This is a genomic window from Pseudovibrio exalbescens DSM 16456, assembly GCF_000422785.1.
GTDB lineage: Bacteria > Pseudomonadota > Alphaproteobacteria > Rhizobiales > Stappiaceae > Pseudovibrio > Pseudovibrio exalbescens.
The window spans coordinates 1-12,504 of record NZ_AUGS01000031.1 but is presented as its reverse complement, the minus strand read 5'-3'; the positions used below and the strand labels follow the sequence as shown (position 1 = coordinate 12,504).

Below are 12,504 nucleotides of genomic sequence, written 5' to 3'. Positions count from 1 at the left end.
TTCATCCGCGCTGCCACCTCCACCGCCACCAAGGAAGAGCTGGACCTGGCTGAACTGATCAAGATGCTGGAAGACGGCACGGCCGGCGTTGTCATGCGCGGCAAGGCCGAGCCCGGCGACAAGACCATGTGCGACGTGTGGTGGCCGGTCATGAAAGCCGCCAATGACGCCAAAGAGGCTGGCAGCGATCTGCCCACCGCCCTCGACAAGATGGTGGCTGCGGGCGAAGAAGCGGCCAAGGGCACCATTCCCATGCAGGCGCGCAAGGGCCGCGCCTCTTATCTGGGCGAACGCTCCATCGGCCACCAGGACGCCGGTGCAACATCAAGCCTGATCATGATCAAGGCGCTGGCCGAAACTATCAAAGGCTAGTGCCCCCTAAAAACACTCCCTAAAAACAATTGGCCCGCGGTCCATTCGGACTGCGGGCCAATTAGGAATTGTTTGTATCCGTTTCATCCATCAATCACGGATCACATCAGTCGACGATAAACTCGGCCTGCTTGAACGCGCTCAGCGCATCTTCATCCGGCTCAACGCCAAGACCCGGTCCTTCGGGAATATGTACAAATGGCGGCTCGAACTTCAGCGGTGTTTTCAGTAGATCGTGAGAGCGGATGTTTCGGCCGAAAATGTCACTTGGCCAAATGCAGTTCTGTGTTGCAGCGGCCTGGTGGACGTACATGGCCTCAAGAATACCAAGATCCACCTCAGAGCCATGCCAGAAATACACATTGGCGCAATGGGCAACCTGCGCCAAGCGATGAAATCCAGCAAGGCCCCCGTTGAAGTTGAAACCATCCACTGCGTGATGGATCAAGGCGTTGACCACGTCCTGCTGGCGCTGGCCCTGCCAGATGTAGGGAAGTGATATGTGGCGAATGATCCGAATATCGGTGAATTCGCGAAGGGCACGATAGTCCTGCAGCATCCAGATCGGCATCGGATCTTCCAAGATCATCACGTTGCCGACTTTCTCCAGCCCACGCACGATCTTTTTGGTTTCACCGAGATTCTCAAATCGCTGATTGGGATCAAAGATGACCTTCATCTTCGGGGCGTGTTCCGCAATCTTTTCGCACATCCCGACAACATCATCTTCAAGATCGGCCTTGAACTTGATCGTCTCGTAGCCCTTGTCCTGATACTGGCGCACCCACGGCCCAACTTCGTCCAGAGTACGATGGCTCGACCAGGCAGTAACCTTGACCTTGTCCTGTATCGCCCCGCCCAACATCTTGTGTAGCGGCACGCCTTGCAGCTTGGCAGCCGCGTCCCAGATCGCACATTCGAAACCATCATATTCGCGCGACAACAGGATCGGAAGCTTTTGGAGACAAAGGTCCTCGATGGCAACACCGAGCAGGCTTTCCGCAATATCCTGAACCAACTTTGTATTGTGGTCGCGCATGAACTCGCCATAGCCGACGGTGCCATCGGACAATGTCATGCGAACAATGAGCTTGGGCAACTCGTCGAATTGGGTTGACCATGAACCCTTTGCGCCGACGGGCAGCATATGCAGGGGCTTGTCCAGCGTCGCCGAATTGATGACGCCCGGATTTGCACGAATGATGACCTCGGTGAACTCGAATTTCGTTATTCTGTGCTTAGTCATGGTGATACCGATTGTGGCAGGATTGGAAGGCCGGGGCCTGAGCCCCGACCTTTGGGAGGATTGTCTTATTTCAGGTAGACAGAGGCATTGGCTTCTGCGATGGCTGCCTTGAACTCCTTGAGCAGCTCTTTCCCGTTATCAGACAGTGTTTCTTCGAAGTACTTGTCCATCTCCGCGATGGCAATCTCACGCATCCGCTCAACTTCTTCACGAGCAGGCGTGTTTACTTCCATCCGCTCCATCAATTGAACTGTGTCCTGAGCTTCGGAAATGCGGCCCAGACCACGGGTAGCCACTACAGCTTCCATGCTTGCTGCGCGCAAGATGTCCTGTTGTTCCGGGGTCAGGCCCTCGAAGAACTGCTTGTTCACGAGGAAGAACAGCGGGTTGTAGAGGTGCTTGATCAGGCTGGTATTGGACTGCACTTCAAACAACTTGGTGCGGTATACGGTTGGAACCGGGTTCATCTGGCCATCAATCACACCCGTTTGCAGACCCGTGTAAACCTCGCTCCATGCCAGTGGGTAGGCTTCTGCACCCAATGCCTGGATCAAACGCTGGTGAGCTGGAACCGTCATAGTGCGAATGCGAAGGCCCTTGAAGTCTTCGAGGGTCTGGATCGGCTTTTTCGAGTTGGTCAGTGCAAAGAACCCGCCCGGATCCGCGATCCCGAGCACAATCACATCACCCAGTTTTTCTTCAATGGAACGCGCCAGCTTCTTGCCGAACTCGCCCTCATAGACCTTGTAGACGGCTGCCATGTTATCGAATGCAAATGGCAGATTGAGAATGTCGAGGTCAGGATAGACAGGCGTCAATGATCCGACCGAAGCCACGCTGCCCTGAATGACACCGTCGCGAACTTGCTGAAGCCGTTCTTCGGAGTTACCCAACTGGTTGTTCGGATAAATCTCGACCGTGATGTCTCCGTTGGTTGCTGCTTCAACTGCCGAACCCAGAACCGCTGCGTATGCATGGGTCACGTTCCCTTTGGCATCCGGCGGCGCGTCATGGCCGATCCGCATTTCGGCTGCAGAGGCACCGCCTCCCACTAGAGCCGTCATGCATGCGGCGGCGATCAAACTACGCATAGATCTCATTGTATTATCTCCCGTTTTAACACTGAGACTTAAAATCCGAGCATTCTCGGAATGAAGAGGGCCACACTCGGCAGGAATGCAAAGCCCAGAAGAACCGTGACCTCCAAGAGAAGGTAAGGCCAAAGCTCCTTCATGATGCCGCCAATCTTTTCTCCGGTAACCGAAGCCAGCACGAACAGACAGGCGCCAATTGGAGGCGTCATGAGCGAAATATTAAGAGCAAGAACCACGATGATACCGGCGTGAATGGGATCCAGACCGATCTGAGCCATTATCGGCATCAAGACCGGACCCATGATGATCAAAACAGCGGCAATATCCATCACCATGCCAAAGACCAACAAGATGCCGATCAACATGAGCAGAACGAGCTGCTTGTTTTCCGTAATCGCAAGCAATGTGGCAGACAGGTTCTGCGGAATGCGTTCGAAACCCAACCACCAACCCAAGGCGGAAGCCATTGCAACAATCAGAAACACCACGCCATTGATGCGGGCAGTTCTGGCAAGAATGCCGGGAAGGTCGGAAAATTTCAGATTCTTGTAAACGAACAGGCCGATGAACAATGCATAGCCCACGGCGATCGCGGCGGCTTCCGTTGGCGTGACAATGCCGCCCAGGATACCGCCCAGAATAATTGCGGGCATCAACAGGGCCAGAAACGCGCGCTTGAACGCAGCCCAGACGGCTTTTCTGCTCAGGACAATATCTTCACGCGGCAGATTCTTGGCGCGACCGGTCAACATGATCAGCGCCATGCAGAGCAAGGTGATAACCACGCCGGGCAGGATACCGGAGGCGAACAATCCTGCAATCGAAACACCCATGATCGAGCCATAAAGAACCATCAGGCTGGACGGCGGAACCGTTGGCCCGACAATGGACCCAGCTGCCGTAATCGCACACGCAAAAGACCGCGAGTATCCGTGACGTACCATTGCCGGCACGAGTGTGCGCCCAAATGCGGCAGCATCAGCCGTTGCTGAGCCGGAGACACCGGCAAACAACAAGGAAGAGAGCATGTTGGTGTGCGCCAAACCGCCCCGCCAATGACCCACCAGCGCCTTGGCAAACTGGAGAATCCGATCCGTGATGCCGGTCTTGTTCATGATTTCGCCGGCGAGAATGAAGAACGGCATTGCCAGAAACGCAAAGCTGTTCAACGCAGCGAACATGCGGCTTGGCACCATACCCAGAAAACCATTGTCGACGATGCCACCGCCCAGGGAAATATACCCGGCAAACGTGGTCACACCAATGGCCACACCAATAGGCAATCCAACCAGAAGAGATGCTACGAAGAGAAACAGCACAATCATGGTTTTGTCTCCTGCGAGGTCTCTCCGGGAACGTCCACCTCAAGCTGCTGGGTGGGCAACTGGCCGAAGTCGCGAATAAACATGAGGGTGAGCTGGAGAGCGGTCAAAGCGAATGAAACACCGACCGCTGCGTGGGGTATGGTGAGAGGCATGCCAAAAATATTGGTGCGTGTCCCGTAAGCCTTCAGGGCAAAACCTACGGAGAGAATGGCAATGCTCCAGAAGACGACAACGCTCACCAAATCAATCAGACCAGCCAAGACCAATCGTTGTTTTTCTGGGAACTTTTCGTAGAAGAACGAGATGAAGACATGTTGGCGCCGATACATGGCTGTCGCCACCGCCAACAGCATGGTCCAGACCATGAGATAACGGGCGGCCTCTTCAACCCAGATCACTTGCCATTTGAACACGTAGCGGTCCAGAACGGCAAACCATACATCTATAAGCAAGAGACCAAACAGCCCGATAATGACCTTATCGAGTATCACGTCGATGACGTGAGCAACGCGCCCACAAAAGCTGCGCATGGATATTCCTCACCAATTGGAGCATGATTACCCTCCAGAAACCCAAATCGGACGCTCCACCCACCAAATTGGACCTTATTGGATCTATATTGGACTGAAATATCTACAAGTCAACGAAAATAAGATACGTATATTATCGTATTTTCGCGGAGATCCGATGCTGGTATATCAATTATTGGTACTAATTGGATCATTTTGGTTGATTATTGGCGCCGCTGGATCCATCTTGGTGTGTGAATAAAGAGACGCTGCAGGCCGAGCCGGCCAAGACCACTTGAGGAAACATGAGAGTGATGGAACAAGACGTTTACTCAGCAGATCTTTATGCGCACCTGCTGAATGCCCTGAGAAACGGCGATTTCCAAACCGGGCAGCGTTTGCCATCGGAGCGTGCGCTGGCAGATCAGTTCGGTATCAGTCGAGGCGCAGTACAACGGGCACTGCAAAGCCTTGAGGAGCAGGGTCTGATTTACCGCCGGACCGGCAGCGGCACCTTTGTCTCGGATCGGCTGGACAACGCGGTGGAAACCATTGATCACGGCGTCGATATCACCAAAGGCAACCTGGCAGAGCATGTGGAGGCGCGCACAGCGTTCGAACCGTGGGTTACCGCGACCGCAGCCCGCTACGCCACGGAAGAGCACAAGAAGGAATTGCGCCGCCGGCTAGATCGCGTCGCCAACCCGCAAGACTGGCTGGACTACAAGGAAGGCGTCTATCAATTCTTCCGCCTGCTCTATGAGATCGCCGACAACGGCTTCCTGCTTCACATCTTCGACCTGATTATCAAGGCGCGCGAGGATGTTCGTTTTGGCGGTGAGCGACCGAAGACCCGTGTCAGCACTCTGATACGCAACAACATGGTCCGGTCTCTGGAGCAGATCGCAGAGCCAATTGAGCAAAACGATCCTGAGAGAGCTGAGCGGGCCAGCCGCGATTTTCTCGAAAAAATGAGCCTCAGCATCAATACCTGATACAAAGGAACACTCCATGGAAGTTGGGAAACACCTTCCCGAAGACGCAAGCCAACACGTGACTGCTGGCCCTTATTCTCCCGTTCTTGTTGTCAAAGCCGACAAACTCGCCTTGATCTCCGGTCAGGCTCCGCTTGATGAGCAAGGCAACGTCATCGGGGAGACAATCGAGGAACAGACGCGTGTGACGCTGGACAACTGCCTGAAGCAGTTGAAGACCGTGAACTGCGATTTTTCGGATGTTTTCAAGGTCAACGTCTACTTGACGAATCTGGATGAATGGGACCGGTTCAACGTCGTGTATCAAGAATACATGCCGGAGCCTCGCCCCGTTCGCACCGCCGTACAATCCGGCCTGCTCTCCACCTTCAAAGTTGAAATCGAAATGTGGGCCATTCACCGTTAGGGCTTGGCCTTCAGGCTATCCTCCACGTGCAATCAGGGAACTACAGTCATGAACTGGGAAGATCTTACCAGTGAAGATCTGGGCGAGTTCGACCGCGAAACGCCGGTCGTTCTCAATATTGCCGCCATCGAACAACATGGCCCGCACCTGCCTCTTTCGGTCGATGCGGATATCGGCACCTTTTTCCTTCAAGAGCTGAATACAGCCCTTGGCAAGGATGTCCTGACCCTGCCGTGCGTCAAGGTTGGTTGCTCAGAGCATCACATGGACTTTCCAGGATCGCTCACTGCAACGCACGAAGCATTCATGGCCTATGTGCTGGGCATTCTGGAATCAGTTCTTCACCATGGCTTTCGTAACATCCTGATCCTCAACTCTCACGGCGGGAACAACGCCATCGGCAAGGTCATTGCCGAAAAACTCGGCGTTAGACAAGGTAAGAACGCCCGTGTTCTGTTTACGGCGTGGTGGCGGGCAGCCGCACAGGATCTGGAAGGTATTTCAGATAGTGGCAAACTTGGCACGGGCCACGCGTGCGAGTTCGAGACATCAGTCATGTTGCTGGCCCAACCACAGAAGGTCAAACTCGACCGCGCTCCGGAGGGTTTGCAGTTTGCCCGGGCAGGTGAACGATATGACGCCGGATTGGCTGGCGGTAACGCCGTTGACTACATCCGCTCCATGAAGCGCCTTTCAGGCGGCAGCGGAGTCGTTGGCGATGCCACAACCGCCAGCGCCGACAAAGGCCGTCAGATAACGGCGGCGGTCATCAAGAACCTTTCGGCGATCCTCAAGGAAATGCGCTCCCTGCCGTAAGTTAGGAACCTTCTTGAGAATCTGAATGCCGCAGATTGAAAAACCCCCGCAGTTGTCTGGACTGCGGGGGTTTTCCGTTTGATCAGGAAACAAGAGCCGTTGGTTGTTCCACCGGGGTTTGAGAAGCCTTGGCCTTTTTGGTGGTTTGAGAGATCACCACAGCCGCCAGAACCATTGCCGCCGCAACGATTTCACGGGGGCCAAGTGCCTCACCAAACGCCATGTAGCCGATGACGAACATGGTTGGCAGTTCCAAACTGCCTGCAATGCCGGACCGTGCCGGACCGACCCGCATACACGAGAACGTGTAAATCACCTGCGGAATAACAGAGGTTACGAACCCCAAACCCGCGATGGTGGCAATCATGGACCAATCGGTCGGAACAATGGCCGCCCCTTCCGCCATGATAGCACCCGGCGCCAAGCCAAGCGTGGCACCCAACATGCCGGTCGCCATACGCTCAAGGCCGGTCAGACGATCGACCATGGTCGTCAAAACAACCACCAACAGACCAAACCCAAGGGGTGCGGTCCAAGCCATCAAGAGGGCCATGGACATATCCGGCGTCAAAACCGTCGGATCTGCCACCAGAGCCGCTGCGACAACAATCATGCCCCCCGCAATCACCGAGTTCCGGGTGGGGCGCATGCCAACGAGAATCCATGCAAACAGCAGGACAAAGAGCGGATAGGTCATGTAGACCACGCCAGCGACCGCAACCGGCACTGTCTTCACCGCTTCCAAATACCCTATCCATCCCAGGCCCAAAAAGACGCCTGTGACGGTCATCAAGCCTGCCTGACGCAGCTTCCCCTTACTCAACGGCAAGAAAGGGCTCAGCATCAACGCAGAAAAGATGTACCTGTATAGGGCAATCGCTGCAGAACCAACACCTTGGCCCTGCAGTTCCTTCGCGAACAACGGCACAAGGCCGAAGCACACAGCCGTAAACGCAATCAGCGCGGTTGCTGTGTTTGGTCCGATTTCGGACAGGGATATGCGAGCACCTTTCTTCATAGCGCCACCGCTATTTTTTTTTGGGGCAAAGGGGAAATTCGAAATATTCAAAGACGCTGTGAAATGATTTCATAAGCGCATGATTCCGCGCCTCACGATTAGTCACCTCGCGCTTTTGAGCGCTGTCGCCGAGACCCGCAGCATCACCGCTGCCGCAGTTCGCTTGGGCATAACCCAATCGGCCGCCTCCCATCGACTGAAAGAAGCCGAGAGACGGATTGGTTTCCGCCTTTTGCGCCGCACAGAAAAAGTTGTGACGCTCACTCCGGAAGGCGAAAAGATTCGCGCGCTCTCGGAGCAGTTTCTTGATGAGCTGGGCCGGTTGGAGCAAGAGTTGGAGGCATCCTACAACGGCAAGCAGATCCTCGTCCGGCTCGGTCAGGCAACCTACAGCCGCTACCACTGGCTGCCTGCATTCTTGAGCCACTTGGAGAAGGCAGACCCGCAACTCACCGTTGACCTGGCCGGCAGCGCGACTTCCAAACCGTTGTCTTCTCTCAGTCAAGGCACTGTGGATGTTGTCACCATGTATGGACGGCCCTCAGCCTTGCCGAAGTTTCGATGGTTCAACCTGGGATCAGATCCGTTGGTCGCGGTCATGTCTCCCGATCACCGGTTGGCCGAGTTGCCCTACATCGATTCCGAGAGCCTGATCGAGGAACGGTACTATGCCTACCCGATCTCCTACGAGCCCGGCTTCGAGTGGGAAACCATACTCGGAGTTCCAGACACCATGTACCGCCGGGTCACGCATATGCCGACCCCCGAAGCGGTGATTGACCTTGTCCGCGCCGGTTTCGGTGTCGGGGTCTTCAGTCGCTGGGCCATTGAACCAGAAATTGCAGATGGGACCTTGATCGCCAAGCCCATCGGCGAAAACGGATTCTCGTTGGACTGGTGGGCCGTCATGCGCGCCAGCGATCCGGAAAACGGCGCCGGTGGCCGGCTTGCACGAGCGCTGGCAAACTGGAATGATCGGCTCGGCAACGGTTTGGGTACGCTGGCGTTTTAATTGGATTGCCAGCGCCCACCGCTCAAGGGAGGGGACTGTGACACAACTAAACCGCAGCATTCGATGGTCAGACTGGAATGGAACCGGGCTTGAACACTTTTCGATCAGGCAGGTTGGCAACCTCTTTTCGGTATCCAGTGTTGTGATCGGCAACAGGGCAGACGCCGCCTATGGACTGCGCTACACCATGGAACTGGATCTGAACTGGCTCACCCGGCGCTTCTTTGCTGAAACAACAGATGGCATCTGCCTCACCCTTGTTTCAGACGGGAAGGGACAGTGGCAGGATGGATCCGGGACCGATCTGAAAGAATTAAGCGGCTGTCTTGATATTGATTTTGCCGCAACACCGTTCACCAACACGCTGCCGATACGGCGCTTGGAGCTCGACCTGAATGCTTCGGCAGATCTGAGTGTTGCTTATGTTCCCGTACCCACACTACAACCTGAAAGAGTGCGCCAGCGCTATACCCGGAAAACCGAAGCAGGTTATCTCTATGAGGGGCTTTTCCGCGGCTTCTCAACCATCCTTGACGTGGATGAAGATGGGTTTGTATTTGACTATCCTGACACCTTTCGGCGTGTCATGGGATAGCAATACGGGTCACATCCCAACCACCTTCAAACCTACAGCCAGTCCGGGAGCGCTGCCTCCCCTGCGTCTTCCTGCGCCAGTTCCCGTGCGATTTTCAATAGCGGGTCGTTGTGACGGCTTGCCAAGTGAGCAAACAAGACACGCACCCGCGTAGGCGTTTGAAAAATCAAATCAACCTCTCCATTGGCCTCAGCTTCCCAAGCAGTATCCGAATGCAGCAGGCCAACACCAACACCGCCCGCAACCAATGTGCGTGTGACGCTTTCCCGGTCGATCCGAATGACGCGTTTGGACTGAATCTGATGCGTTTCAAACAATTGTTCGGCCGTTCGGCCGCAACAGGTATTGCTTGGCGGGCAAATCCATTGCATTTGCGACAACCGATCCCAATCCGGTTTGCCCGGCGTAAATCCAGAGCCTTTCGGAACAGCTAGAAAAACGCCAAAGTGGGACATCTCGACATGCATCAAACTCGGATCGTCGGAGTGGGCCCTATTGAAAATCCCGGCATCCAACGTCCCCTCCTTGATGCCGTTCACAACATCCTGTCCGAAGCCGTGTTGCAATTCCACCTCCACCTCGGGGCAGCGTTGCGCCAGCCGTGTAAGCAGACGACCAACCGACTCGGCATTGGAGACATCCCCAGCACCGATGCGCAGTTTGCCTGTCACAGCCCCCTTGATGCGCGAGGCTTCCGCCATCAGGTCCTGATGAACACTCAAGGTGGCCTCTGCCTTGATCAGCAGACGCGCGCCTTCAGCCGTCAAAACCATCCCTCGGGCCGTGCGTTCGAAGACGTGCAAACCAAGCGTCTCCTCAATTGCTTTGATATGGGCGCTTACGGCAGGTTGACTCAGGTTCAGCTTTTCAGAGGCTCGGGTAATGCTTCCTTCGCGGGCCACACTGACAAAGGTTTTTAACTGGTAGATTTCCATTGCACGTCTCTTGTTGCCCCGTCATCAGTTGAGGCCACTCACCCTAGATCAAGCCCAGAATATGCCACCAGACCAGATCCAATGGCCATAGCAAGAGGGCACCCAAAACAAACAAACTGAGGCAAACCTTGGTTACAGCGGCAAGGGACAACTGCCCGATCTGCATGGCTGCCACGAGCGGCGGTGCCTGATAAGGCAGAAATACATTCGAAAAGGCCAGGACTTGCGTCATCAGAACAGTCGAGAGCGGCAGGCCCGTCAAGACGGCCAGATCCTTTGCCATCGGCGTCATGATAGCCGGAACGCCCGGCAAATTTGTCACGAGCGCGACCAGGCTGGACAGAAGTGTCAAGACACCAACGTTCCAGAGACGAGCGCCTTCCTCCAAACCGACATTTGCCGCCACGTTCTGAACCAATACGGCTCCAAGACCACTGTCGGAGATGACGGCCCCCAAACCAATGAATCCAACCACAAAAAACAACGAGGCGTAGTTCAGCTTTTCAAAACAATCCTTTGCGGCAAGATTGGTCTGTGGCAGCAGAATGTAGATGGCTGCTCCCAAGGCAACCCATCCGGGTGAGACATGATGCAGGCTGTCTGTTAGCCACAACCCAAGGCAGAGAGCCAGCACAGCAAGAAGATGCCGCTCGCGCCCTGATAGGGGAACCGAAGTTGCGGTGTCTTTAGCGCTGTGCCGTGGCGCTGTATCCGGAAACAACCAAGCAACCACGAAAAGCAACAGAACGGCCTTGGCCGCGCCAAGCACAGGAAAGTGCAACAGAAGATAGTCCGCATAAGCGATCTGATGACCGTAAAGCGTTTCTGCCATACTGGAAAGAATGAGATTGGGAACATTGGCTGGCAGGATCGTCAGCGCGGGCATGAAGGTTGCAAAGGACGCCGCCAGCACCATCCCGACACGTCCATTGGAACCTTCGCCATATCCCATTCTTTCAGCCAAAGTAATGATGATTGGCACCATGATCACAATACGCCCAATGGCAGATGGAATAACGAAACTGAGGGCGAGCGCAAACACGATCACACCGGATAGGACACCGCGATAGGAACTTCCCAGGAGACGGGCAATCAGGCCGGCTGCGCGCTGATCCAGTCCTGTAAAACGGATGGAGGCATTCAACACCAAGCTCGCGAACAACAACCAGAATGTTGACGATCCAAACCCGGAAAAAACAGTTTGGGCAGGTGCAATCTGAAACACCACCACAATCAGGAAGAACAGCAGGGATGTCCAATGCAATGGCACAACTGCTGTCGCCCACATGCCTATGCAAAACACGACCAAGGCACTGGTGGCCGCCATTTGCGTGGAAAGGTAGGAAGCAGCAATTCCTCCCGCGCCCATGCTGAGCACCAGAACAATTGCGAGCTGCACCTTTTGCCGTCGGGAAAAGGTGATGGGAGCGACCTGGGTGGCTGGAACGTCACGACGACTGGCTGGCGAGGAAGCGCTCTTTGGGGAAAGAGTGGTATCTGTCATGAAGCGCACCATGCCCACGAACAACGACCAAATCCAATCGTTTCTTTGGAGGGGTGCCCTCATCATTTGTGAGGGATGGTCCAATCAACACTGCGCGCTAGTACATATCCAAAGCTGCTCCACCAAACAAAAAAGCCCCACGACGGATCGCAGGGCTTTTCGGTTTTTGGCAAGGGCCCACCAGAGCCCCATGACAAGCGGCAGCTTACATCTGGCCGATTTCGTGTGCGGACAGCATGGCTGCAAACACCATTTCCGGTGTCACGGCAAACGGCATGTTGTGAATGGTTTCCCCTTCCGCGCAAGAGGCTTCCGCCACTTCCATCAGCTTGGCATGGTCCAGTTCCTTCACGCCCATGTCGAACAGGTTGGTTGGCAGACCAACGGAGCGGCAGAACTCGATCACCGTGCGGATCTCTTCCATCGGCGCGTTTTCCAAAAGAAGTTGTGTCAAGGTGCCGAAGGCAACCTTCTCACCGTGATAGAGGTGGTGGCATTCTTCCAGCTTGGTCAACCCGTTATGGATCGCATGCGCCGCGGCAAGACCCGAGCTTTCAAAGCCGAGACCGGACAACAACGTATTGGCTTCAATGATGTTCTCAACCGCCTTGTCGGAGATGTTGTTTTCAACCGCCACCTTGGCCTTCAGGCCGTCGGCCAGAAGCGTTTCATAGCAC

The 12,504-nt window shown here is 55.1% G+C and carries 13 protein-coding genes and 1 pseudogene; 6 read left to right on the top strand and 8 right to left on the bottom strand.

The window, feature by feature from the left end:
- The coding region (locus G512_RS0114510; protein ID WP_028482346.1) for a DAK2 domain-containing protein at positions 1-372 on the top strand (372 nt) is incomplete at its 5' end.
- Between the two features lie 106 nt (positions 373-478).
- Here the strand turns inward: G512_RS0114510 and G512_RS0114505 are convergent.
- The 4 genes from G512_RS0114505 to G512_RS21280 all read right to left on the bottom strand — a co-directional run bounded on the left by G512_RS0114505 (position 479) and on the right by G512_RS21280 (position 4,567).
- Complete coding sequence (locus G512_RS0114505; RefSeq protein ID WP_036489853.1) at positions 479-1,618, bottom strand: mandelate racemase/muconate lactonizing enzyme family protein; 1,140 nt, start codon at positions 1,616-1,618, stop codon at positions 479-481.
- A gap of 65 nt (positions 1,619-1,683) precedes the next feature.
- Positions 1,684-2,718, bottom strand: coding sequence for a DctP family TRAP transporter solute-binding subunit (locus G512_RS0114500; protein WP_028482344.1), 1,035 nt, complete (start codon positions 2,716-2,718; stop codon positions 1,684-1,686).
- A gap of 29 nt (positions 2,719-2,747) precedes the next feature.
- Positions 2,748-4,037: a TRAP transporter large permease gene (locus G512_RS0114495; RefSeq protein ID WP_028482343.1), complete on the bottom strand. Its 1,290-nt coding sequence runs from the start codon at positions 4,035-4,037 to the stop codon at positions 2,748-2,750.
- On the bottom strand, positions 4,034-4,567 hold the full coding sequence (locus tag G512_RS21280) for a TRAP transporter small permease (RefSeq protein ID WP_051269400.1): 534 nt from the start codon (positions 4,565-4,567) through the stop codon (positions 4,034-4,036). Before G512_RS21280 ends, G512_RS0114495 begins: the two co-directional genes overlap by 4 nt.
- Positions 4,568-4,860: 293 nt before the next feature.
- On the opposite strand from G512_RS21280, the gene G512_RS22220 reads away from it, so the two are divergent.
- Genes G512_RS22220 through G512_RS0114470 form a run of 3 tightly spaced genes read left to right on the top strand, consistent with a single transcriptional unit; the run spans position 4,861 to position 6,763 of the window.
- Positions 4,861-5,541: a FadR/GntR family transcriptional regulator gene (locus tag G512_RS22220; protein WP_051269398.1), complete on the top strand. Its 681-nt coding sequence runs from the start codon at positions 4,861-4,863 to the stop codon at positions 5,539-5,541.
- 16 nt (positions 5,542-5,557) lie between these two features.
- On the top strand, positions 5,558-5,947 hold the full coding sequence (locus G512_RS0114475; RefSeq protein WP_028482341.1) for a RidA family protein: 390 nt from the start codon (positions 5,558-5,560) through the stop codon (positions 5,945-5,947).
- A 48-nt stretch (positions 5,948-5,995) separates the two neighbouring features.
- Positions 5,996-6,763: a creatininase family protein gene (locus G512_RS0114470; RefSeq protein ID WP_028482340.1), complete on the top strand. Its 768-nt coding sequence runs from the start codon at positions 5,996-5,998 to the stop codon at positions 6,761-6,763.
- Between the two features lie 82 nt (positions 6,764-6,845).
- Here the strand turns inward: G512_RS0114470 and G512_RS0114465 are convergent, their stop codons facing one another.
- On the bottom strand, positions 6,846-7,781 hold the full coding sequence (locus G512_RS0114465) for a DMT family transporter (protein WP_028482339.1): 936 nt from the start codon (positions 7,779-7,781) through the stop codon (positions 6,846-6,848).
- Positions 7,782-7,860: 79 nt separating this feature from the next.
- Here G512_RS0114465 and G512_RS0114460 point away from each other — a divergent pair, with 79 nt between their 5' ends.
- Positions 7,861-8,793 carry a LysR family transcriptional regulator gene (locus tag G512_RS0114460; protein WP_028482338.1) on the top strand — a complete coding sequence of 311 codons (933 nt, stop codon included), beginning with the start codon at positions 7,861-7,863 and terminating at the stop codon, positions 8,791-8,793.
- A gap of 37 nt (positions 8,794-8,830) precedes the next feature.
- A complete protein-coding gene (locus G512_RS0114455; protein WP_036489852.1) occupies positions 8,831-9,388 on the top strand; it encodes a putative glycolipid-binding domain-containing protein in 558 nt (185 codons plus the stop codon).
- A gap of 32 nt (positions 9,389-9,420) precedes the next feature.
- Here G512_RS0114455 and G512_RS0114450 read toward each other — a convergent pair whose 3' ends face one another.
- From G512_RS0114450 to gldA, 3 genes and pseudogenes are all read right to left on the bottom strand, one after another.
- Positions 9,421-10,323 carry a LysR family transcriptional regulator gene (locus tag G512_RS0114450; protein ID WP_028482336.1) on the bottom strand — a complete coding sequence of 301 codons (903 nt, stop codon included), beginning with the start codon at positions 10,321-10,323 and terminating at the stop codon, positions 9,421-9,423.
- A gap of 43 nt (positions 10,324-10,366) precedes the next feature.
- Positions 10,367-11,827, bottom strand: a complete 1,461-nt coding sequence (locus G512_RS0114445; RefSeq protein ID WP_028482335.1) for an SLC13 family permease — start codon at positions 11,825-11,827, stop codon at positions 10,367-10,369.
- A gap of 205 nt (positions 11,828-12,032) precedes the next feature.
- Positions 12,033-12,504, bottom strand: a pseudogene (gldA, locus tag G512_RS0114440) (glycerol dehydrogenase); the annotation flags it as partial.

Bases quoted from the DNA above. Each gene is read 5' to 3' on its own strand.
- G512_RS0114465 (WP_028482339.1), bottom strand. From the start codon at position 7,781: ATGAAGAAAGGTGCTCGCATATCCCTGTCCGAAATCGGACCAAACACA.
- G512_RS0114475 (WP_028482341.1), top strand. From the start codon at position 5,558: ATGGAAGTTGGGAAACACCTTCCCGAAGACGCAAGCCAACACGTGACT.
- G512_RS0114450 (WP_028482336.1), bottom strand. From the start codon at position 10,323: ATGGAAATCTACCAGTTAAAAACCTTTGTCAGTGTGGCCCGCGAAGGA.
- G512_RS0114445 (WP_028482335.1), bottom strand. From the start codon at position 11,827: ATGACAGATACCACTCTTTCCCCAAAGAGCGCTTCCTCGCCAGCCAGT.
- G512_RS22220 (WP_051269398.1), top strand. From the start codon at position 4,861: ATGGAACAAGACGTTTACTCAGCAGATCTTTATGCGCACCTGCTGAAT.
- G512_RS0114495 (WP_028482343.1), bottom strand. From the start codon at position 4,037: ATGATTGTGCTGTTTCTCTTCGTAGCATCTCTTCTGGTTGGATTGCCT.
- G512_RS0114460 (WP_028482338.1), top strand. From the start codon at position 7,861: ATGATTCCGCGCCTCACGATTAGTCACCTCGCGCTTTTGAGCGCTGTC.
- G512_RS21280 (WP_051269400.1), bottom strand. From the start codon at position 4,567: ATGCGCAGCTTTTGTGGGCGCGTTGCTCACGTCATCGACGTGATACTC.
- G512_RS0114500 (WP_028482344.1), bottom strand. From the start codon at position 2,718: ATGAGATCTATGCGTAGTTTGATCGCCGCCGCATGCATGACGGCTCTA.
- G512_RS0114505 (WP_036489853.1), bottom strand. From the start codon at position 1,618: ATGACTAAGCACAGAATAACGAAATTCGAGTTCACCGAGGTCATCATT.
- G512_RS0114470 (WP_028482340.1), top strand. From the start codon at position 5,996: ATGAACTGGGAAGATCTTACCAGTGAAGATCTGGGCGAGTTCGACCGC.